Source organism: Candidatus Ichthyocystis sparus, assembly GCF_900078745.1.
In the GTDB taxonomy this organism is placed as follows: domain Bacteria; phylum Pseudomonadota; class Gammaproteobacteria; order Burkholderiales; family 2013Ark19i; genus Ichthyocystis; species Ichthyocystis sparus.
In genome coordinates this window covers 221654-246010 of sequence record NZ_FKII01000061.1, presented here as the reverse complement: position 1 = coordinate 246010, position 24357 = coordinate 221654, and the positions used below count along the sequence as shown (strand labels likewise).

The window sequence follows — 24357 nt, the reverse complement described above, 5'->3', positions numbered from 1 at the left end:
ATTTGTCGAAGCCGTTGTCTTTTAAGAGGACACTGCGTTCTATCCGAAAAAAGTCTGAGTTTGTATCTGTGTATAGCTCGAAGCCTGATTCAGTGAGATCTGGTCCATTCAAAGCGTATTGCTCTGCTGACCCTCCTTTCTGCTTCGCGCGCCTGGGTATGGTGGTACCTAAGAGGTCTACTAAGACCTCAGTTAAACGCAACTTGGTAAAACGTCTCATTCGTGAGTGCTTCAGGGAGGGTATTGATCATCTTCCTAAAACTGACATAGTCGTATCTCTAAAGGGAAATGTAAGTACTATGCTAAAGAGTGATATACGCAACCTTCTGTATTTACTATTCCATGCCTTGTCAGAAAAAAAGGCTAAAAAATGATCCGCACCTTTCTTACTCGCTCCCTGGTCTTTATTGTCAACATCTATCAGCTGTTTCTGAGTCCTTTTTGTGGCAGGAGCTGCAGATTTTATCCTAGCTGTTCTGCGTATGCTAAGCTTGCGATAATGAAGTATGGTCCCTACAGTGGGTTATTTAGGGCTCTGTACCGTATACTGCGATGCAATCCTCTAAACAAAAACTGTGGGATAGACAACCCCTGAACGGCTTCGATTCACCGTAGATAAGGTGTATGGAATTTTTATGGAAACTGTAAGACTTGTCCTAATATTTGTTTTGTTTGGGTCTCTGCTCGGGTTATACCAGAATTGGAACAAGGAATATAGTAATAACTCTGGTTATAGTAATTCAGCACCTATCTACAATCCCCTCGATGTAGAAAAAAAGCCTGATGTCATATCATTGATGAAGCAGAAACAGGAAAGTACGATAAAACCCATATATGTCTCGTCATCATTAGTAAATCTGGCCATTGATCCCAAAAACGGCAACATAGTAAGCATGTACCTAAAAAAGTATCATGATCAAGAAAAGGGTGAGAAAGAGTACGAGCTTCTAAGTAATCAGGAACCTGTCTACCATTCATCGAGCTTCGTAAAAATTCAGCTTCCAGGCAAAGATTCTGTCGTGTTCCAGCCATTATTTAGCAAGAGTAACGTTTCATACGATGAACTTTCAGGAACATCGGCAGTAGTTTTAACGGGACAAGATCGCGGAGTCAATGTATCGGCAACATACACCATTAGCAACAATAGCTATATAATTGATGTTGTATACAAAATTACTAATAACTCCGCAAGAGCTATAAATCCATTCCTATTTGGACTCATACAAAGAGATTCTTACCCAGTACACGAACAGTCTAGATTTGTTCGCTCGTATCTTGGTGCCGCCGTGTATACGCAAAGCAAGAAGTTTGTCAAGATACCATTCTCTAGCATGGACCAGAGCCATACAGAGATGAGCAATGAGCACGGTTGGTGTGGCTTTATCCAACATTACTTTGTAAGTGCTTGGATACCAGATAGTACAAAATCAACTACTTTTTACGCTTTCAAAGAACCATCGTCCCAACTTTACACGGTTGGATTTAAGCAAGATTTAGGCTTAGTTGAGCCTAAGTCCATACACTATGCTAAGTCCAGATTCTACGCTGGACCTCAGGAACAAAACAAACTGGCATCAATTGCTCCGGGCCTTGATCTAGTTACTGATTACGGCTGGTCGACTATTATTGCTCAGCCTCTATTCAAACTACTTAGCTGGATACAAATTGTAACTAAGAACTGGGGATGGGCGATAATATTGCTTACCATCCTAATAAAGATAGTGTTTTTCCCTCTATCTGCTGCAAGCTATAGGTCGATGGCTAAGATGAAGGTCCTTGCCCCAAAGATACAGCTACTGAAAGACACGTATAGCTCTGACAAAATCAAGCAACAAAAGACTATAGTGGAGCTATTTCAGAAAGAGGGTGTAAATCCTGCAGCGGGGTGTTTACCTATAATTATACAGGTACCGGTATTCATCTCTCTTTACTATGTGCTATCAACGAGTGTAGAGATAAGGGAAGCTCGATGGCTAGGATGGGTAAAAGACTTATCATCACCTGATCCTCTTTACATTCTACCAATAGCTCTTGCGCTATCGACCTTCTTGCAAACTAAAATGAATCCACCAGCAACTGATCCAGTTCAGGCAAAAGTAATGACAATTATGCCTATGGTCTTCTCAGTCATGTTTTTCTTTTTCCCATCTGGGTTAGTTTTGTATTGGATCACTAATAATATATTGTCGCTGTTACAGCAGTTATACATAACGAAAAAATTAAACAAAACATGATAGGAGCGTACTACCACGATACTATTGCTGCCATATCCACTCCTCATGGCAGCGGAGCAATATCGATTGTTCGTGTATCTGGAGACAATCTAGGTTTGTTGTCGGATACTCTGTTTAAAAAGAGAATACCTGTAAGAAAACCTGTAACAGCACACGTATATGATGAAGATAATATAATAGACAGCGTAATTGTATTATTTTTTAGAGCACCTCACTCATACACTGGGGAGGACATAATTGAGATCCATTGTCATGGTGGATTAATTGTTACTCATATGGTTTTAGATGTATGCTTACGGGCGGGCTCTAGGTTAGCAGATCCTGGAGAATTTACTTTAAGGTCGTACTACAACAATAAGATGGACCTAGCCCAAGCAGAAGCAATATCGGATATTATTAATGCTCAATCAGAGGCTATGGTTAGGGCAGCAGCAAAAAATATAGCTGGTCTATTTACTCAGTTAATTAAAAATATCAAAGAGCAGCTGATATATGTGAGAACGTATACTGAGGCACTTATAGACTTTCCGGAGGAAGATATTACATTTCCAGAAGCAGAAACAAAGCTTCTTTCTTGTGTAACAAAAATAGAAGCTGACGTTATGCACATTGTAGAACAAACGGGGAATAATAATATTCTCAATAGTGGCCCCAGAGTTGTGATTATTGGTAATGTAAATGCTGGAAAATCGAGCCTTATAAATGCGATACTCAGAACAAATCGCTCCATTGTAAGCAATATTGCTGGAACAACACGAGATACTATTGAGGAAAGACTAACATTAGGATCCAACACTATTTCGTTAATTGACACTGCTGGATTAAATGAAAACAGTACTGACGCCATTGAACAGATGGGAATAGAAAAGAGCTTTCAAGAAATAGCCAAAGCTCACATAATACTCGTTGTTATAGATATCACTGATAGTCCTGTTGAAGCATGCATTTCGCTAATGGACAAATTGTCAGATAAGAACATTATTATAGTACTAAACAAAGTTGATCGACTGTGTGATACAGAAATTGAACTAGTAGTTGGAGCTTTGACTAAGGTGACCAATTTTACTATCGTCACGGTATCTACTATTGATTGCAGAGGCTTAAAAAAGCTAAGATGCGAGATACAAAAAAACTTAAGTGAAAAACGGTTGATGGACTGTACGTTGTATATAAATAAGCGCCACGAAAGTAATATTTACAAAGCACTATCTCATATAACATCAGCCAAAAATGAGATACATCGTCTAGAGATATTTGCAGATGAATTACGATTAGCAACTAAAAGCCTGGAAGAAATAATTGGCACTGTATCGGATGACCATATTCTTACAGAAATATTTTCCAAATTTTGCATAGGAAAATAGTAACAATCAACATTATTGTTATTGCTGTTTATCGTAAATCACCCTAGGTGTTATAAATACCATCAACTCTGACAGTCTGTGCGTATTAGTCTTAACTTTAAATAGACTACCAAGGATTGGAAAATCTCCTAGTAATGGAATCTTAGAGTTATCTTCATTTTTTGAATCTTCGTATATTCCACCTATAACAAGCGTACCGCCGTCTTCAACTAGTACTTTGGTTTTTACATGTTTTGTATTTATGGATGGGCCGGCTGTTGTAGAAATTAATCCCACTGAATCCTTAGTGACTTCAACATCCAAGATGACATGGTTGTTCGGGGTAATCTGCGGTGTAACACTCAACGATAAATTGACCTTCTTGAAATCTGTGGACAGAGTAACATTAGCTCCTGTTCCCTGAACAGTTGTATACGGAATTTCGGTACCCTGTTCTATTATGGCCAATTGTTTATCAGAAGTTACGACTCTAGGATTAGATAACGTCTTACCACCACCATCTGCTTCCATTGCACTAATCTCTAAGTTGAGCAATCCCGTACTATCGGAGTTAAAAATTGTCCAAGCAAATTTACCAGGAGAGCTACCAGAGGCAGGCAAATTAACATTAAAGTTACTTGCTGACTGGGTAATCATACTAGCAGGTTGGTTCCGTATAGCAGTAGTCTGTGCTATATCAGCACCCCAAGTAGAATTATTGTTATTACCAACTGTTCCCAATCTAATCCCAAGTGACCTATTAAATGAGCTGCTCGCTTCAACAATCCTAGCTTCAATCATAACCTGCGATACTGGTACATCAATAGCCTTAATAAAATCGCGTACCTCTTTAACTTTGTCAGGAACATCTCGAATAAAAATTTGATTTGTGCGGTTATCAACAATAACGCTACCTCTCTCAGACAGTATTTTGTTCTTACTGTCAAACATACGCTCAACATCGTCTGCTTTTTGATAATTTAAGTGAAACACAACTAATTTAGTTTGAGCCAGTTCGTTCATTTGTTTCTCTGATTGAAGATACTGCTTATCTGATTCTAGCAATTCCTTAGTTGTACCTACCACAATAACGCTACCATTCCTCCTCATACCTAGGTTAGCTGAATCTAAAATGATATTCAGTGCTTGATCCCATGGTACGTCATTAAGGCGCATAGTCAAATTGCCCTTAACACTATCTGTAACAAGAATATTAAGCCTGGTAAAATCAGCAATGGCTTGCAATGCACCACGTATAGAAGTATTTTGGAAATTTAATGACAATTTCTTTCCTAAAAATACACGTTTCGCAGATCTGCCATAAGAATTATCATCATATACAGATCGCTTTAACTCAATTACAATTTTCCCATTGCTTTCAAAGGTCCTGTCTTCAAAAACTCCATTTAGGTACACATGTATAACAATTCCACGCTTCTCTTTAGTTATTGAAAACTTCTGAACGGGAGTATAAAAATCAGAAACATCATAGGTCTTTAGAAGCGAGCTATCAGAAGATAAATCAGGAAGATATATTAATAAACCATCAGATACCCTATCTGCTCTTATAAAGGAACGACCAACATTGGTACTAATAACTATCAACCCACTGCCACTTGTTCCTTTTCTAAAATCTACACTGGTCAGATTACCTTGTTTACCAGATTGGATAGAATTATACGGGGACACATGATCTGTAGAAGATCCTTTTTTTGATTCATTAAAAAAATCATTGTCATGAGATTTGCTAGCTGAGGCAGATTTTTCTGCGTTAACTTCTAGCAATGAAAGTATTAAATGATCTCCTTCTTGCTTTAGTCTATACGGATGAAATTTTTTCAGAGAAAAAACCAACCTAGTCTTGCCAGAAAGATGCGCTACGTAAACATTAACAAAATCCCCTATGTTAATAGGAACAACATATGTAGGTTTATTTGTGGAAACATCAGGAAGATCAACAACTATCTTAGCTGGATATACAACGCTAAATACTTTAGGTTCTTGATTGAGGGTAACATCCCCTGAAAACATCATCTTTACTGCATATTCGTTGCCGCTCTTTATGGCGTCAACAGAAACCAGCCTATTTACTGACACTGAATATGAGAACATACTGTTGAGCAGTAAAATGCAAAAAACAACACCCCTAAAGAGCCAAGCAAACTTAATCATGTCTCTGCCAAACTTTATCATTCTGAGACTCGCTGAATTTTTAAAATATTAGTCATATTACAGCAAGAAAAATCTCGCCAGCCAATAAACCTATATTAACTAACCCCAACAATTTCTATGAAAAACTAATAAAACTAACTTTATCAACAATCTTTCCAGTTCCATCATCAATGCGCTGTTTAATATTTATTCCAGAACCGCTAATACTGGTAACAACTCCTCCATTTGTGCCTATCTTGGTACCAATCCCCACACGGAACAAATTTGGCCCATGTTGTATAACTGCCATCCGCAAATTTTTATTTATAATTAACCCAATCAATTTTATGTCTTGCAAACTAACATCCTTGAGAGGGGGCAAATGAAGACTTCTAGTGTAATCGGGATTATCATCTGATTTTCCCAAAAATACGCCTATACGACTAGCTTGAAAAGGATCAACAGCAACTGGCACAAACTTTTCAGGATTAACTACGGCACCACCTAATTTAGGAAATTCGCTCTTTGCATATCTTTTATCTTCTTCCTGTACCCATAACTCCAAATCACGCTTGGATTCAGAAACACAGGCAGTCAGTAGAAAAATATTAATGCCTACTAGCAAAAGAGGTTTATATTTTATGTAGCCAACTTTCATTTTACATAACCTGAACGTCTGTATTAAAAAGGGAGACCAATCTCCCGCCTGCAAAGTTTTAAATTATAATAAATGCCATTCATGTCAAAACCTTATTCACCACACTATCATAATTTTTTATCTTTACTACTTTTTTTCTTATCACCTATCATCTCGTAAATGGTAGCGGTAAAACTGAACAACAATTTACCCGGTTTAAGTAATGGCAACGATCTACCGCATGCAGAACCACCATTAGCACTACCAACACTTCCGGGAACAGAAATGCTCAAATCACCTAAAACTACAACTTTATCCATAAGTACAACCTGGTACACGAAATTAGCAAAATCGTTGTAGCTACCTGCCATATCTATGGAAACTGGCTGTTCTATATATAAATCTTTTTTTACTTTCTTCTCTGGAACAAAAGAACAAAACGTCATGTTATTAGATACACCTATTTTGTTAAGACTATTCAACAGCGATTTGATCTGAGATTCCTTTGGGAATTGCTTAATAAGCTCCCCAAAGCTGCTCTCTAAATATTCATAATAATTCTTATATTCTTCAAGATTTATGACACTAGAACGCCTCGCAGAATAGTTACTCTTTAGTGATTTCTCTTCAAGCTCCATGGCAGAGTAACTGCTTACCATCGACATAGCAAAAAACAAATAGTACACACAGAAAACTATGACACACAAAATCAAGACAGAAGCAACTCTAACTGATTTAGGCCACTTTAAAGGGGCATAACCTAAAGATGAAATGTCGATATTATCAAAAAACATTCCCTACTCCATTAACCATTAAGGGTTGGGCTTGGACCCATTGGGCTTGGACCTATAGCCCTAACTAACTTGTTCTTAGCCTCACCAAAAGCGTCATAAACTTTATCAGAAACCCCTGAATTGTGGGACATCTTAACAGTAACTACAATTTTAAAATCTTGGAATATTCCAAATTTAGTGTACATTATTTTAGTATGAATCAAATTAACTGTATCAAAAACTTTAGATTTGGCTAAATTATTTAGAAAATCGGCCACACTTTTGTTACTCACAGCCACACCGGATATATGAATATTTGTCGATGATGTAGTATCAAAACTACGCAAATAAACACCATATGGCACTACGGTAGAAACCTCTTTTATCATAGTTAACATATTCAATTTGTCGTAATTAATCTTACTTATAACTTTATGGTTATCTAGTATGGTTTTTATTTTAGATTTTAGATCTATAATGAATTTTGTATTCGATCCCAATGAATCAATTTTTGATTTCAAAAACTCTACCTTTTCTTTCTGACGTTCAGTATAAAAAGATATTACTTCATTTGCAGACCAGCTCAATATCACAGAAACTATGACGGCAATTGCAACATACGCGTAGAATATACGTCTTTCGTGCTGCTCTTTAATATCCCTGTGTGGGAGTAAATTAAATAGAATCATTAAGCAAATTCCTAATTGCAATTCCTATGGAGGTTGTCAATCTTGGCAAATCATGAAAGAACATTGACTTACTTATGGAGGAAGACAAATTTCTTTCAGAAATAGCCTTCATAGACTTTACATCAACTTCAGCTACTTTTTTGATAGCTTTTGCTATACCTGGAAGGCTAGAACCACCACCAGAGATAAACATAGCATTAATATTTACAAAAGAAGTAGTGGTATAGAAAAGTTGTAATATCCTATAAACTACAGAACAGCACTCTGAGATAAATTCAGGTAAAATTATTTCTGAGTATCTCTCTTGCGCCTTATCAATTCCTGCGATCATTCTCTGAGCTGATGCATAATCTAAATCTAACTCACTTTTAACTTCCCTACTTAGAGATACGAATCCGAATGATTGTTCTTTAGCAAATATAACCTCTTGTCCTCGCATGAATAGGAACAAAGTTTTTGAGTGTCCAAACTCTACAAACAGGTAAATATTACTTTTCTTAAGTAGTGGAGGATTAAGTTCTAAAAACCTAATACACATAGTGTGAAAGGCGTACAACTCTACGTCAATTATGCGTGGTGTAATTCCAGAATCCTTAAGTAGATAAACTATATCATCTACATTTTCTTTCTTAGATATAGCAAGTAGAAATTTTCTCTTGTCTTTATCAGGGCTTTTATCTTCACAAAAATCAATGGCTAAATCATGAACGCTACCTCCAGTTACATGTACAGCCTCTGAGTAAGCCCTAACTGCTAATTCTTCTTGTGATAAATTGCCAAATATGGTCATTTCGCGAATAGTTGCCATAGAATACGCTATAGCAAGGCTTGCATTATTTTTGGCACGAAAATTATTTGATGCCAAACCTCTCTTTATTGCATCCACAACTGCCAAGTGATCTTCAATCTTGCCCATATAAACCACTTCATCTGGAATGGGCTCTATATGATACGACTCAATACGCATGCCACTTTCCGAAGAAGAAACCTCAGAAAATTTAACAGCAGATGATCCTATATCAATTCCCAGGGCTCTGGTATAGGTAGTCTCAATTCCAAGGACACCGAGCAATGTTTTCTTAAATATCTCCATAAAATCTTCGCTACCATATATTGGTCAAACTTGAACAATAAGTTAATAAATAACCTTATAAAAATATGTCCGCCACATTAGAACATGGTACTAGATTGATTTTTAACATTGCTAATATCCACTTAACTCGGGATACAATACGGTTAATAATTAACTGGGTATTAATATGAAGCTATTTCGTACTGTTTCGATTATTGTCTCCGTTATTGTCGGCATCGCCATAGCATTATTTTTATCCCTAGCTATATTAATAACATTAACTTCTAAACAGCTTCCTTCATTGGAAAAACTAAAAAATGCTACTCCAGAAATACCTCTGAGAATTTTTACATCGGACGGTATCCTAATAGCAGAATACGCCACTAAGAAGAGCGATATTGTCCCCATTGGTGATGTACCTATACTCCTCAAGGAGGCAATACTAGCTGCTGAGGATGATCGTTTCTATAAACACCCGGGTGTTGATTGGCAGGGTGTTGTACGTGCACTTATTTTCAATTTGGAAGGAAAACACCTACAAGGTGCCAGTACTATTACTATGCAAGTAGCAAAAAATTTCTTCTTCACCTCAGAAAGAACTTACAAGAGGAAATACTATGAAATGCTCATGGCATTTAAAATTGATGCAACTCTTGAAAAAAACCAAATTTTGGAGCTATATATAAACAAGATATACTTAGGAAACCGTGCCTATGGATTCTCTGCGGCTGCGGAATCCTATTTTGGAAAAACTCTATCGCAGTTAAATCTTTCAGAGATAGCCTTACTAGCTGGTCTACCAAAGGCTCCATCAACGTATAATCCCATTACAAACTTGTCTCGTGCTATATCGAGACGAAGATATGTATTAGGACGTATGTTGGACCTAGGTTATATTTCTCCTACCCAGTACAAAAATGCACTCAGCAAACGTCCCATTATAAACCAACATGAGCAAAAATATGAGGTTACAGCGAGCTATGTTGCGGAAATGGCAAGGCAATTTCTTTATGCAGAATATGGGCAGGAGATATATCAAAAGGGATTCAATGTATACACTACTATACGTAAGGATTACCAAAAAATTGCTAATGCCGCGTTACGACATAATCTAATACTCTACACTGAAAGACACGAGTTTACAGGAATTTCAGGACGAATAGAGCTCGACTCTAATATATCGGTACAAAAGCAGCTAGACCAATTTCATATCTACCCACCACTAGTTCCATCTGTAGTAACCAAAGTTACTGACAATGCCGTGCATCTAATTGTACGGGGAGGTAAAAAAACAATGATACTAGGAAGTGAATTAGACAGACTACGTGGCAAGAAAAATAAATTTGTAGTTAGCAGGGGTGACGTAATGTATATAAGAAAAACAGGAAATGACATCTGGAGGGCCACTGGTCTACCTAAGGCAGAAAGTGCACTTGTATCAGAGGATGTAAGCAGTGGTGCAATTTTAGCGTTATGTGGTGGCTTTTCTGAAAATAGAAACAAGTTCAATCATGTAACTCAAGCTTGGCGTCAACCGGGGTCTAGCATAAAGCCGCTTATATATACAGCTGCTCTAGAAGAGGGATACTCCCCTGAAACAATAATAGATGACTCTCCAATTTCGTTTACAGCCAAAGAGACTGGAAGTACTCCGTGGACCCCACGTAATTTTGATAAGAATTTCAAAGGTGAAATAACAATGTGGCAAGCGCTGGCTGAATCTAGGAATGTGCCTTCTGTAAAAATTTTGCAATTTGTAGGCATTGACAAAGCAAGAAACATATTGCACAGGTTTGGATTAAATATCAGAAAACAGCCCCCTTATCTTACCATGGTTCTTGGGTCTGGCTTGGTTACTCCATGGCAAATGCTAAGAGCATATAGCATATTTGCACATAATGGCATAAAAATTAATCCGTATCTAATTGAAAAAGTTACTGATTCTCACGGAAATATAATTTACGACGCTCAGCGTAGTACCTCCACAGAGGAGGAAGTTCTTTCACCACAAGTAGCTAACCAGATAGATATGATGTTACACAAAACCATAACTGATGGAACTGGACGCAGCGCACTTCGCTATTTAGAAGGAAAAAACATAGCAGGAAAAACTGGAACTACAAACGACTCTATAGACACATGGTTCTGCGGATATGCAGGCAATATTGTGACTGTAACCTGGGTTGGCTTTGATTCGCCCCATCCACTTGGTAAGAACGAGTACGGAAGCCAAACGGCACTACCACCGTGGACTGAGTACACCAAGCAGGTTCTGGAGTTAGAAGATAAGGATAATGGGACAGAGGAACAGGAAGGGGAGAGAAAATCCCTTCCTGTAATCATGGAAAGATCAACTATTGAAGTTTGATTTCAACATCCACGCCAGCGGGTAAATCAAGCTTCATCAAAGCATCAACTGTCTTATCGGTAGGCTCTATTATATCCATCAACCTAAGATGAGTACGCATTTCAAACTGATCCCTGGCTGTTTTATTAACATGAGGGGAACGCAAAAAATTATAGCGTTCTATACGCGTAGGCAATGGTATAGGACCGCAAACAACGGCTCCTGTCCTCTTTGCTGTATCTACAATCTCAGCAGCCGATTGATCTATCAAACGATAGTCAAAAGCCTTCAAGCGTATCCGGATCTTCTGCTTTTCCTTCTTCAAAAGCTTATGCTTTTCCTGCTTCATCAAAAACCTCTTTACTCTCTTTATTTAATAACTTTAGTAACGACACCTGCTCCGACGGTTTTTCCACCCTCACGAACCGCAAAGTGTACACCCTCTTCCATAGCAATAGGCGCTATTAACTCAACTCGCATCGTAACATTGTCCCCTGGTATCACCATGTCACCCTCAAACGAAATCGATCCAGTAACATCCGTCGTCCTAAAATAAAATTGCGGCCTATATCCATTGAAAAAAGGCGTGTGCCTACCACCCTCCTCCTTCGATAAAACATATACCTCAGCATCAAACACCGTGTGCGGAGTTATAGAACCAGGCTTCGATAACACCTGACCCCTCTCAACATCATCCCTCTTCGTACCCCTCAACAATACCCCAACATTGTCACCAGCACGCCCCTCATCTAATAACTTGCGAAACATCTCCACACCAGTACAAATCGTCTTCTGCGTGTCACGTAAACCAACTATCTCTATCTCCTCGTTAACACGCAAAATACCTCTCTCAACTCTACCTGTTACTACGGTACCCCTACCTGATATCGAAAATACATCCTCTATCGGCATCAAAAACGGCTGGTCCACAACCCTAACAGGAGTCGGTATATAACTATCCAACGCCTTAGCCAAATCCATCACCGCCTTCTCACCTATATCACTCTTGTCACCCTCTAACGCCTTAACCGCAGAACCCTTTATCAAAGGTACGTCGTCGCCAGGAAAATCGTACTTCGTTAATAACTCCCTAACCTCTATCTCTACTAACTCTAGTAACTCAGAGTCATCCACCATGTCGCATTTGTTCAAAAACACAACTATGCTAGGCACACCTACCTGCCTCGCCAACAATATATGCTCCCTTGTCTGCGGCATAGGCCCATCAGCAGCTGAAACCACCAATATCGCTCCATCCATCTGCGCAGCACCAGTTATCATGTTCTTCACATAATCAGCATGACCAGGACAATCAACGTGCGCATAGTGCCTCGCTTCCGTCATATACTCAACGTGCGATGTATTTATCGTTATGCCTCTAGCTTTCTCCTCAGGAGCATTGTCAATCTGATCGTATCCTCTAATCTCTCCGCCATACACCTTGCTCAGTATCGTCGTCAACGCCGCCGTCAACGTCGTCTTCCCATGATCAACGTGCCCTATCGTACCCACATTAACGTGCGGCTTCGTACGCTCAAACTTAGCCTTAGCCATAAGAAACTCTCCTGAAAAATCCTAACCCTTTTTACGATTAACAATAGATTCAACGACGCTCTTAGGAGCCTCTGAATAGTGCTTAAACTCCATGATGTAAGTTGCCCTACCTTGAGTTAACGAACGCAAATCTGTAGAGTAACCAAACATTTCAGCCAAAGGCAAATCACATTTTACTAACTTCAAAGCGCCGTATACATCCCCCATACCAACTATTGTTCCCCTGCGACTAGAAAGATCACCCATGACGTTGCCCATAAAATCTTCCGGAGTTTCAACTTCAACGGCCATAATCGGCTCCAACAATATTGGTAAGGCCTTGCGCATAGCATCTTTAAAGGCAAATATAGCAGCCATTCTAAACGCATTCTCATTAGAATCAACCTCATGATAAGAGCCGTCAAAAAGGGTTACCTTTACATCAACAACTGGATATCCAGCAACAACACCTGCAGTTAAAGCTTCGTTCAATCCCTTCTGAACAGCCGGAATATAATCTTTAGGAACAACGCCTCCCTTAATCGCATCAACAAACTCAAATCCATCCCCTGGATTCTTAGGCTCTATCTTCAACCATACATGACCATACTGACCGCGACCACCAGATTGCTTGATAAACTTACCTTCTTGACTAATCGTACCTTTAATGGTCTCTCTATAAGCTACCTGAGGAGCCCCAACATTAGCCTCAACACCAAACTCTCGCTTCATACGATCAACAATAATCTCTAAGTGGAGCTCACCCATGCCAGAAATAATCGTTTGCCCAGATTCAGCATCAGTCCTAACCACAAAGGAAGGATCTTCTTGGGCCAGTCTCCCCAGAGCAATTCCCATCTTCTCCTGATCATTCTTAGTCTTCGGTTCTACCGCAACATGGATAACAGGATCAGGAAATTCCATCCTTTCAAGAGTAACTGGATGATCTTGAGAGCACAGAGTTTCACCAGTTATACAGTCCTTTAGGCCAACGGCAGCGGCAATATCACCAGAAAAAACTTTCTTAATCTCCTCACGTTGATCAGCATGCATCTGCAAAATCCTACCAATTCGCTCCTTGCGCCCCTTAATGGGATTAAGAACAGTATCACCAGAGGTCATAACACCTGAGTAAACACGAAAGAATGTCAACTGACCAACGTACGGATCTGTCATTATCTTAAAGGCCAAGGCAGAGAAAGGGGCCTCATCAGATGAATCCCTGGTCACAGCTTCACCGTTATCATCCACACCTTGAACGGGAGGAATATCAACAGGCGACGGCAAATAGTCGAGAATTGCATCCAACATGGCCTGTACACCCTTATTCTTAAAGGCACTGCCACACAACATGGGTACAACCTCTCCGGCAATGGTACGTGCGCGAAGCGCGGACTTAATCTCCTCTTCGGTTAAAGAACCAGACTCTAGATACTTATTCATAGTATCTTCATCAGCCTCAGCAGCAGCCTCTAGGAGCTTTTCATGCCACTCAATAGCCTCATCTGCCACAAATTCTGGTATATCAACATACTCAAATTTGGTGCCCTGACTTGAATCGTCCCATATGATGCCCCTCATTTTGACCAAATCCACTACACCGCGAAATTGTTCCTCGGCTCCAATGGGCAATTGAAGTGGTACTGGATTAGCACAAAGCCTATCGCGCATCTGATCATAGACCCGCATAAAATTCGCACCTGAACGGTCCATCTTATTTACGAAGGCAAGACGAGGAACCTTGTACTTGTTGGCCTGACGCCAAACTGTCTCAGACTGTGGCTGTACGGCGCCAACTGCACAATAAACCATACAAGCACCGTCCAAAACACGCATCGACCGCTCAACTTCAATGGTAAAGTCAACGTGACCTGGGGTATCTATAATGTTGATACGATGCTTCGGATAATCATTAGCCATCCCAGACCAAAAACAAGTAGTTGCAGCGGAGGTAATAGTAATACCTCTCTCCTGCTCCTGGGGCATCCAATCCATAGTGGCAGCACCATCATGAACCTCTCCGATCTTATGATTAACACCGGTGTAAAACAGGATGCGTTCCGTTGTCGTTGTCTTTCCAGCATCAATATGCGCAGAAATACCTATATTACGATAGCGCCGTATAGGAACATTACGAGCCACAAAAAATCTCCAAACTTAACTTGCATAAACTAGAAACGGTAATGGGAAAATGCCTTATTAGCCTCCGCCATACGATGAACTTCATCACGCTTTTTCACAGCAGCACCTCGACCTTCAGAAGCTTCCAACAATTCTTGAGCCAAACGAAGCACCATGGATTTCTCAGAACGTTTTTGAGCAGCCTCCTTCAACCAACGCATAGATAAAGCAGTACGACGCGAAGAGCAAACTTCAACAGGAACTTGATAGTTAGCTCCACCAACACGACGAGACTTAACTTCAACAACCGGCTTCACATTGGAAACGGCAGATGAAAAAATATCCAAAGGAACCTTACCAAAACGGCCCTCTATGATGCCAAAAGCACCATAAACAATTCTCTCCGCCACGGACTTCTTACCACGGGTCATCAACACATTCACAAACTTCGACACCTCAACCGAACTAAACTTCGGATCAGGCATGATCTCACGAACCGGAACCTCCCTACGACGCGGCATAAAAACTTCCCCTTAAACAAAGCACTCTCAGACAACAACTATTTCTTGGGCATCTTCGCACCATACTTGGAACGCGCCTTCCTTCTATCCTTAACACCCTGCGTATCAAAAGAACCCCGCACCGTGTGGTATCTAACACCGGGAAGATCCTTAACACGACCACCCCGAATCAAAACAACAGAGTGTTCCTGCAAATTATGTCCCTCACCACCTATGTATGAAATAACTTCGTACCCATTTGTAAGTCTCACTTTACAAACCTTACGCAGAGCAGAGTTAGGCTTCTTCGGAGTAGTAGTATAGACACGGGTACAAACCCCCCTCCTTTGGGGACAATTCTCCAAAGCTGGAACCTTACTTTTCAGCCGGGGAACAGACCTCCCCATACGCACTAACTGATTAATCGTTGGCATACTCTTGTCCAATAAAAATTACAATCATCACATTCTCTAATAACTTAAAAAAACTAGCTAGATAGAGCAGGCCCCAAAACAACACCTGCTACATCGCCAGAAACAGGAAGCTGATCACAGGGGACATCATCACTCACCGCATCACTAGAATCATCACGACTTGGTATCATGGCATAGGTAGAAGATTTTCTATCCCTATGGTAGGCTAAACCAGTACCTGCAGGAATTAATCTACCAACAATTACGTTCTCCTTAAGTCCTCTAAGCTCGTCGCGCTTGCCCATAATAGCGGCTTCAGTCAAAACACGAGTAGTCTCCTGGAACGAAGCAGCAGACACAAACGAATCAGTTGACAAAGAAGCCTTAGTAATTCCAAGTAGCATGTAGTTAAAAGAAGCAGGTCGCTTAGACTGTTTCTCAACCTTCTCATTCTCATCCAAAACTTCGGAATACTCCACGTGTTCACCCAGTATGAACTTAGTATCACCTGGATCAGAAATATGAACCCTACGAAGCATCTGACGCACTATCACCTCTATGTGCTTATCATTTATGCGCACACCTTGCAAACGATACACATCCTGCACTTCGTTAACAATATAACGAGAGAGAGCCTCAACACCTAGTAAACGCAACACATCATGCGGATTGGAAGGACCATCAACAACAGGTTCACCCTTATTAACAATCTGACCATCGTGAACCAATACCTGACGATCTTTCGGAATAAGAAACTCTCTACTATTTCCCTCCAAATCAGTAATGACCAACCTCTGCTTGCCCTTGGTATCCTTACCAAAAGATACCGTACCAGTAACCTCCGCCAAGATACCACTATCCTTTGGTGCACGAGCCTCAAACAATTCTGCAACTCTAGGCAGACCACCCGTAATATCCCTTGTTTTCGAAGTCTCCAATGGTATGCGAGCTAGAACCTCACCAACATCAACAAACTGACCATCCTTGACTGTAATTACCGAACCAACCTGAAAACTAATGGTAACCACGTGCTCAGTACCAGGAATCTTAATCTCTTCACCAGATTCACTAAAGAGCTTAACCTGAGGCTTAAGAGCTTTAGATGATCCAGAACGACGCTTGTTATCAACAACAACAAGAGTAGACAAACCAGTGACATCATCAACCTGACGAGCAACAGTAACTCCCTCTTCAACATTCTCAAAACGAACAATACCAGCAAACTCAGAAATAATAGGCCTAGTGTGCGGCTCCCAAGTAGCCAACACATCCCCAACAGAAACTTGCTCACCATCACCGAAACGCAATACAGCACCGTACGGCATTTTGTGTCGTTCCCGTTCACGACTGGTAGCCACATCAACAATGGTTACCTCACCTGAACGAGTAATAACAATCTTCTCCCCTCGCATATTAGTCACATAGCGCATAGAAGAAGAAAAGCGCACAACCCCAGGAAACTTAACCTCTACACTAGAAGAAACAGCAGCACGAGACGCTGCACCACCTATGTGAAACGTTCTCATCGTCAACTGAGTACCAGGCTCACCAATAGACTGAGCAGCAATAACACCCACAGCCTCACCAACATTGATTAAATGCCCCCTAGCCAAATCACGACCGTAACACTTAGCACACAACCCATATCTAGTTACACACGTAAGAGGAGTACGAACCTTAACCTCATCAACACCAACAGCCTCGATGCGATCAACCTCATCTTCTCCCAACAACACACCTGCATGAAACAATACCTCTTTAGTATCTAAGTGAACGATATCCTGAGCAGCAACCCTACCCAATATTCTCTCTCTAAGGGACTCAACAACCTCACCACCTTCTATCAAATCCTTAACCCAAACACCGTTAGATGTACCGCAGTCGTTCTGAGTTACAACTAAATCCTGCGTTACATCAACAAGTCTACGAGTCAAATATCCGGAATTAGCAGTCTTAAGAGCCGTATCTGCCAAACCTTTACGCGCACCATGGGTAGAAATAAAGTACTGCAAGACATTCAAGCCTTCACGAAAGTTAGAAGTAATCGGCGTCTCAATGATAGAACCATCAGGCTTAGCCATAAGACCACGCATACCGGCCAATTGCTTAATCTGAGCAGCAGAGCCCCTTGCACCAGAATCAGCCATCATATAGATAGAGTTGAACGATTCTTGCTCCGTAACAGAACCATCTTCTAACGTAACCTTCTCAACAGACAACCGGTCCATCATTGCTTTGGCAACAAGATCACCAGTACGACCCCAAATATCAACTACCTTATTGTAACGCTCACCTTCCGTTACTAAACCAGAGCTGTACTGATTCTGTATCTCTTTAACCGCATTCTCTGCTTCATGAACAAAATCGTCTTTCTGATGTGGAACCAACATGTCATACACTGAAATTGATACACCAGACCTCATGGCATGATAAAAACCCAAACGCATCAACTTATCAACAAAAATAACAGTCTCCCCAAGGCCACAGCGCCTAAAAGAAGAATTAATAAGTTTAGAAATTTCCTTCTTGTTTAGAGTACGATTAACCATTGAAAATGGTAGCCCAACAGGCAAAGTCTCAGAAACGAGAGCACAACCGACCACGGTATCATACCTGGAAGATACACTAGACACTTTTCCGTCTACGAAAAATTTCCCTTCCAAACGAACAGTAACACGCGCATTAACATCTACAACACCCACATCGTAAGCTCGCTTCAATTCCGACAAATCGGAAAAAAACATGCCAGTTCCCTTGGCAGACTTGTTCTCTCTGGTGATGTAATATAAGCCCAGAACAATATCCTGCGAGGGAACTATGATGGGGTCACCATTAGCTGGAGACAAAATGTTATTGGAAGCAAACATCAACGTCCTAGCTTCCATTTGAGCTTCAAGAGACAAAGGAATATGCACCGCCATTTGGTCACCATCAAAATCGGCATTGAAGGCAACACACACCAGAGGATGCAACTGAATAGCCTTGCCTTCTACAAGAATGGGTTCAAATGCTTGAATACCTAACCTATGAAGGGTCGGGGCACGATTAAGTAGAACGGGATGCTCACGAATAACCCCCTCTAATATGTCCCAAACTATAGCCTCTTCATTATCCACCATTTTTTTAGCTTGCTTTATGGTAGTTGCCAAACCCATAACCTCAAGCTTCTGAAAAATAAATGGCTTAAACAATTCCAAAGCCATTTTCTTAGGCAAACCACACTGATGAAGCTTCAACTGAGGACCAACTACAATAACTGATCTACCAGAATAATCTACTCGCTTACCTAGTAGGTTTTGCCTAAAACGACCACTTTTACCCTTGATAACATCAGAAAATGATTTCAAAGGTCTCTTATTCGCGCCAGTCATGGCCTTGCCACGACGGCCATTATCAAGCAAAGAGTCAACCGCTTCCTGCAACATTCGCTTCTCGTTGCGAACTATAATGTCTGGGGCCCTCAGCTCCAAAAGCCTACGCAACCGGTTGTTACGATTAATCACCCTTCTATATAGATCATTCAGATCGGATGTAGCAAACCTTCCTCCGTCAAGAGGAACTAAGGGACGCAACTCTGGAGATAAAACTGGTAACACTTCCAAAACCATCCACTCAGGACGAGAAGAAGAAGAATCAAACGCCTCAAGCAATTTCAAGCGTTTCGCAATCTTCTTTATCCTTGCTTCAGAGGAAGTTTCTTCCAAAGATTTACGAAGAGCTTGAATCTCACGAGGCAAATCCAAACTCTTCAGCAAATCACGAACAGCCTCAGCGCCCATAAGCGCCACAAAATCATCACCATACTCTTCCACCTTAGCCATATAATCATCGTCAGTAAGCAACTGACCTTTGGTCAAAGGAGTCATGCCGGGATCAACAACAACAAAGGCCTCGAAGTACAAAACTCTCTCAATATCGCGAAGCGGTATATCCAACACCATACCCATACGCGACGGAAGCGACTTTAGAAACCAAATATGCGCAGCAGGAGAAACCAGCTCGATATGACCCATACGCTCACGGCGAACTTTAGAAAGAGTAACCTCTACCCCACACTTCTCGCATATAACGCCACGATGCTTGAGACGTTTGTACTTTCCACACAAGCATTCGTAATCTTTTACGGGACCAAAAATCTTCGCACAAAACAAACCATCCCGCTCTGGTTTAAGAGTGCGATAATTTATGGTCTCCGGCTTCTTGACTTCACCATAAGACCAAGAACGAATCTTATCGGGGGATGCCAAACTTATGGATATAGCATCAAATTCTTCGCCATGCCCCACCTGCTTAAACAAATCAAGCAACGCCTTCATCGAGTTCTCTCTCGCCAAATATCAAACCTACCGGAAACCAAATTAAGAAGTTTCAAGCTCAACGTCTATAGCCAAAGACCTAATCTCCTTAACCAGGACATTAAAAGACTCGGGCATACCAGCATCTACCTTATGATCACCCTTGACAATGTTCTCGTAAACCTTAGTCCGGCCAGAAACATCATCTGACTTAACCGTCAACATCTCCTGCAAGGTATAAGCTGCACCATAAGCTTCAAGAGCCCACACTTCCATCTCACCTAAGCGCTGGCCACCAAACTGCGCCTTTCCACCCAATGGTTGCTGAGTAACTAAGGAATACGGACCCGTAGACCGAGCATGCATCTTATCATCAACCAAATGATGCAACTTCAGCATATACATATAGCCAACAGTCACCGGACGAATAAACTTCTCACCCGTACGACCATCGTAAAGAGCAACCTGTGTCCTAAAAGATGTAAAGCCCATAGATCCATCACACAAATGATCCGGATACGCAAGCTCTAACATCGAACGAATCTCGTCCTCGGTAGCACCATCAAACACCGTAGTAGCAAAAGGAACACCATCCACTAGATTGGTAGCCAACTCAAGAACCTCATCATCATCCAGCTCATGCAAAGATTCTTCTCTACCACTGCTATTATAAATCTTAGCCAAATAGTCCCTTAATAAAGAAACCCTATCCTTATCTTCTTGTACTTTTTTCAATATCTCAGAAACACGAGAACCTAAACCCTTAGCAGCCCAACCTAAGTGAGTCTCCAGGATCTGGCCTATATTCATCCGCGATGGCACACCAAGAGGGTTCAAAACCATATCAACCGGGGTACCATCAGCAAGATAGGGCATATCTTCCACAGGAATAACACGGGAAACCACTCCCTTATTACCATGGCGCCCCGCCATTTTGTCACCCGACTGCAACCGCCTCTTAATGGCAACATAAACTTTAACCATCTTCTGAACGCCAGGGGATAACTCATCGCCCTGGGTTATTTTCTTACGCTTCTCTTCAAACATCAAATCAAATTCATGTCTTTTCTGCTCCAAAGATTGACGAAGAATATCAAGCTTAGCCGTACTAGCTTCATCCTTTAGAGAAATATCAAACCAATTATGACGGTTCAGCCGCGACAAATACTCTTCAGTAACAACCTGACCTTCGCTGAGATGTGGAGCATGATGAACCGCCTGACCCATCAAAACACGAGACATACGATCAAAAGTATCATTTTCAACTATTCTCATTTGATCAGACAAATTGGCCCTATACTTCTTCAAATTGTCGTCAATAATTTGTTGGGCACGAAAGTCTCTCTCAACACCATCCCTAGTAAATATTTGGACATCGATTACGGTACCAGAGATACCAGAAGGCACCCTAAGAGAAGTATCCTTCACATCAGAAGCCTTCTCTCCAAAAATAGCACGAAGCAACTTTTCTTCAGGAGTAAGTTGGACCTCACCCTTTGGTGTTATCTTGCCCACCAAAACATCGCCTGCCTCTACCTCTGCACCTATATAAACAATACCTGACTCATCTAAACGACCTAACTGGGACTCAGAAAGATTAGAAATATCACGAGTAATTTCCTCAGGTCCCAACTTAGTATCACGAGCAACGACAGACAACTCTTCTATATGTATGGAAGTAAACCTGTTGTCGGCAACAACACGTTCGGAAATAAGAATTGAATCCTCAAAGTTATATCCATTCCAAGGCATAAAAGCAACCAACATATTTTGCCCCAGCGCTAACTCACCCTTATCAGTGCACGCACCATCAGCAATAACATCACCCTTGCTTACAACATCACCCTTCTCAACAATAGAGCGCTGGCTAATATTGGTATTTTGATTAGAACGAGTACATTTAATTAGATTGTAAATATCAACACCAACCTCACCATCAGCTGCCTCATCATCGTTGACCCTAACAACAACACGATTAGCATCAACAAAATCAACCACCCCACCTCGGATAGCCTGAACAGTAGTTCCAGAATCAACAGCCACAGTACGTTCAATACCAGTTCCAACCAGAGGCTTCTCTGGACGTAAACACGGTACTGCTTGCCTCTGCATGTTTGAACCCATCAAAGCCCTGTTAGCATCATCATGCTCCAAAAACGGAATCAACGCCGCAGCGACAGAAACAATCTGAGACGGAGAAACATCCATATACTGAACACGATCGGGCGACATCAAACTAAACTCACCAAGATAGCGACAAGAAACAAGATCATTAATCAATCGCCCATCTTCATCTAAAACGGCGTTAGCCTGTGCTATAACGTAACCAGATTCCTCTATAGCAGATAGATATTCAATCTGATCTGTCACACGACTGTTTTCAACACGACGATAAGGAGTCTCCAAAAAGCCATACTCATTAGTTCTTACAAAAAGGGCCATGGAGTTTATGAGACCAATGTTTGGACCCTCTGGGGTCTCGATAGGACAAACACGTCCATAGTGCGTAGGGTGAACATCACGAACCTCAAAACCAGCCCTTTCACGCACCAACCCACCTGGACCCAAAGCAGAAACTCGCCTCTTATGTGTAATTTCAGACAAAGGATTAGTCTGATCCATGAACTGTGATAGTTGAGACGAACCAAAAAATTCTTTTATAGCCGCAGCTATTGGCTTAGCATTAATCAGATCATGCGGCATCAAATTCTCAGATTCTGCATGACTTAATCTTTCCTTAATTGCCCTCTCTACACGAACCAAACCAGAACGAAACTGATTCTCAGCCAACTCCCCTACACAGCGCACCCTACGGCTTCCGAGATGGTCAATATCATCCACCGAACCGCGACCATTGCGTAACTCCACCAAAATGCCAATAACAGCAACTATGTCACTGTCAGTCAAAGTCATAGAATTAGGAACATCCTCAAGATTAGAGTAAAAGGACTTCAACCAAGAGGCACTTCCGGAATCAATATTGGGAGGATAGGAACGACTATTAAACTTCATCCTACCAACCACAGACAAATCATACCTATCAGAAGAATAAAATAAGGCACGAAACAAAGCCTCAACAGCGTCTTCTGTAGGTGGTTCACCTGGTCGCATCATTCTATAAATGGCCACCTTAGCAGTCCGCTCATCCACAGTCTCATCAATACGCAACGTCTGAGAAATATAACCACCGTTATCTAGATCATTAATGTATATAACATCGAAGCCATCAATTTCAGCATCAAAGAGAGCCCTTAAAGTCTCTTCACTTATCTCGTCATTAGCACGACATATAATCTCACCAGTATTAGGATCACAATAATCCTTAGCAAGAACCTTCCCAAAAACATACTCAAGAGGAACAGGAACATCCGAGAGCTCCGCTGACTCAATTTCACGAATATGTTTCGAGGTAATTCGCTTGCCCCTAGCAACTATCAAAGAACCATCAGGTGCAAATATATCGAAACGAGCTATCTCTCCTTTCAACTGATCAGAATTCAAGCCTAAAAAGTACTGCCCACCTTCTATACGAAAATGATCGAATGAATAAAAGGTTGATAATATTTTTTCCTTTGAAAATCCCATCGCCTTAAGCAACACGGTCACAGGCAATTTACGACGCCGATCAACCCGAAAATACAAATAATCCTTGGAATCAAACTCGAAATCCAACCAAGACCCACGATAAGGAATAATCCTGCCGAAGAAAAGCAACTTACCGGAACTGTGAGTCTTACCTCTATCATGCTCAAAAAACACACCAGGAGAACGATGCAACTGAGATACTACCACCCTCTCAGTGCCGTTGATTATAAAGGAACCGTGACGAGTAATGAGCGGAATCTCACCCATGTACACCTCCTGCTCCTTAACCTCTCTAACTTTTTCTCTATTGGATTCTTTGTCAAATAACACCAAGCGAACCTTAGCCCGAAGAGAGGAAGAGTAGGTTAAACCCCTCTGCTGACACTCCAAAACATCAAACCCTGGTTCTCCCAAAGAGTAAGAAATAAATTCTAATCGCGCGCAACCAGAATAGCTCGAAATCGGAAAAACAGCCTCGAAAGCAGCCTGCAACCCTCTGGAAACCCTATTTTGCGCCGGAACATCCGCTTGTAGAAAATCTTTGTACGAACGAAGCTGAGTAGCCAGAAGATAGGGAATCTCAAGAACCGTGCCCCTCTTAGCAAAATTCTTCCTTATCCTTTTTTTCTCTGCATAGCCGTACGACATGAAAATAACCCCTCCC

The 24357-nt window shown here is 41.1% G+C and carries 17 protein-coding genes; 5 read left to right on the top strand and 12 right to left on the bottom strand.

All coding sequences use genetic code 11. From position 1 onward, the window contains the following. Window positions 1–2: 2 nt before the first annotated feature. Genes rnpA through mnmE form a run of 4 tightly spaced genes read left to right on the top strand, consistent with a single transcriptional unit; the run spans window position 3 to window position 3598 of the window. Entirely contained in the window at window positions 3–374 is a 372-nt protein-coding gene (rnpA, locus tag A6733_RS06845) for a ribonuclease P protein component (protein WP_175330461.1), read from the top strand. Beyond that, window positions 371–595, top strand: coding sequence for a membrane protein insertion efficiency factor YidD (gene yidD, locus A6733_RS06840; protein ID WP_092403090.1), 225 nt, complete (start codon window positions 371–373; stop codon window positions 593–595). The genes rnpA and yidD overlap by 4 nt, the downstream gene beginning before the upstream one ends. 40 nt (window positions 596–635) lie before the next feature. Then, window positions 636–2234, top strand: coding sequence for a membrane protein insertase YidC (gene yidC, locus A6733_RS06835; RefSeq protein WP_092403092.1), 1599 nt, complete (start codon window positions 636–638; stop codon window positions 2232–2234). Further along, window positions 2231–3598, top strand: coding sequence for a tRNA uridine-5-carboxymethylaminomethyl(34) synthesis GTPase MnmE (gene mnmE, locus A6733_RS06830; protein ID WP_092403094.1), 1368 nt, complete (start codon window positions 2231–2233; stop codon window positions 3596–3598). Before yidC ends, mnmE begins: the two co-directional genes overlap by 4 nt. Before the next feature lie 18 nt (window positions 3599–3616). Here the strand turns inward: mnmE and A6733_RS06825 are convergent, their stop codons facing one another. The 5 genes from A6733_RS06825 to pilM all read right to left on the bottom strand — a co-directional run bounded on the left by A6733_RS06825 (window position 3617) and on the right by pilM (window position 8920). After that, the gene (locus tag A6733_RS06825) at window positions 3617–5770 is read right to left on the bottom strand and encodes a type IV pilus secretin PilQ (RefSeq protein ID WP_092403096.1); all 2154 of its coding nucleotides are present in this window, start codon (window positions 5768–5770) and stop codon (window positions 3617–3619) included. Between the two features lie 94 nt (window positions 5771–5864). After that, window positions 5865–6386 (bottom strand): pilus assembly protein PilP, encoded by a 522-nt coding sequence (locus A6733_RS06820; protein WP_092403098.1) that lies wholly within the window; start codon window positions 6384–6386, stop codon window positions 5865–5867. Window positions 6387–6493: 107 nt separating this feature from the next. After that, on the bottom strand, window positions 6494–7159 hold the full coding sequence (locus tag A6733_RS06815) for a type IV pilus inner membrane component PilO (RefSeq protein ID WP_092403100.1): 666 nt from the start codon (window positions 7157–7159) through the stop codon (window positions 6494–6496). A gap of 11 nt (window positions 7160–7170) precedes the next feature. Continuing rightward, window positions 7171–7827 carry a PilN domain-containing protein gene (locus A6733_RS06810; protein WP_092403102.1) on the bottom strand — a complete coding sequence of 219 codons (657 nt, stop codon included), beginning with the start codon at window positions 7825–7827 and terminating at the stop codon, window positions 7171–7173. After that, window positions 7814–8920 (bottom strand): type IV pilus biogenesis protein PilM, encoded by a 1107-nt coding sequence (gene pilM / locus A6733_RS06805; protein WP_092403104.1) that lies wholly within the window; start codon window positions 8918–8920, stop codon window positions 7814–7816. Before pilM ends, A6733_RS06810 begins: the two co-directional genes overlap by 14 nt. Before the next feature lie 166 nt (window positions 8921–9086). Here pilM and A6733_RS06800 point away from each other — a divergent pair, with 166 nt between their 5' ends. After that, window positions 9087–11267, top strand: coding sequence for a penicillin-binding protein 1A (locus A6733_RS06800; protein ID WP_092403106.1), 2181 nt, complete (start codon window positions 9087–9089; stop codon window positions 11265–11267). Here A6733_RS06800 and rpsJ read toward each other — a convergent pair. From rpsJ to rpoB, 7 genes are read right to left on the bottom strand one after another with little or no spacing between them, the layout of a single operon-like run. Continuing rightward, entirely contained in the window at window positions 11254–11595 is a 342-nt protein-coding gene (gene rpsJ / locus A6733_RS06795; RefSeq protein WP_092403108.1) for a 30S ribosomal protein S10, read from the bottom strand. The genes A6733_RS06800 and rpsJ overlap by 14 nt on opposite strands. Before the next feature lie 20 nt (window positions 11596–11615). Next, a complete protein-coding gene (gene tuf / locus A6733_RS06790) occupies window positions 11616–12800 on the bottom strand; it encodes an elongation factor Tu (protein ID WP_092403110.1) in 1185 nt (394 codons plus the stop codon). A 21-nt stretch (window positions 12801–12821) separates the two neighbouring features. Beyond that, window positions 12822–14921 (bottom strand): elongation factor G, encoded by a 2100-nt coding sequence (gene fusA / locus A6733_RS06785; RefSeq protein WP_092460707.1) that lies wholly within the window; start codon window positions 14919–14921, stop codon window positions 12822–12824. A gap of 29 nt (window positions 14922–14950) precedes the next feature. Then, window positions 14951–15421 (bottom strand): 30S ribosomal protein S7, encoded by a 471-nt coding sequence (gene rpsG, locus A6733_RS06780; RefSeq protein ID WP_092403113.1) that lies wholly within the window; start codon window positions 15419–15421, stop codon window positions 14951–14953. A 38-nt stretch (window positions 15422–15459) separates the two neighbouring features. Then, a complete protein-coding gene (rpsL, locus tag A6733_RS06775; protein WP_092403115.1) occupies window positions 15460–15834 on the bottom strand; it encodes a 30S ribosomal protein S12 in 375 nt (124 codons plus the stop codon). Between the two features lie 53 nt (window positions 15835–15887). After that, window positions 15888–20129, bottom strand: coding sequence for a DNA-directed RNA polymerase subunit beta' (rpoC, locus tag A6733_RS06770; RefSeq protein ID WP_092403117.1), 4242 nt, complete (start codon window positions 20127–20129; stop codon window positions 15888–15890). Between the two features lie 42 nt (window positions 20130–20171). Further along, window positions 20172–24341 carry a DNA-directed RNA polymerase subunit beta gene (rpoB, locus tag A6733_RS06765; RefSeq protein WP_092403119.1) on the bottom strand — a complete coding sequence of 1390 codons (4170 nt, stop codon included), beginning with the start codon at window positions 24339–24341 and terminating at the stop codon, window positions 20172–20174. Window positions 24342–24357: the final 16 nt, after the last annotated feature.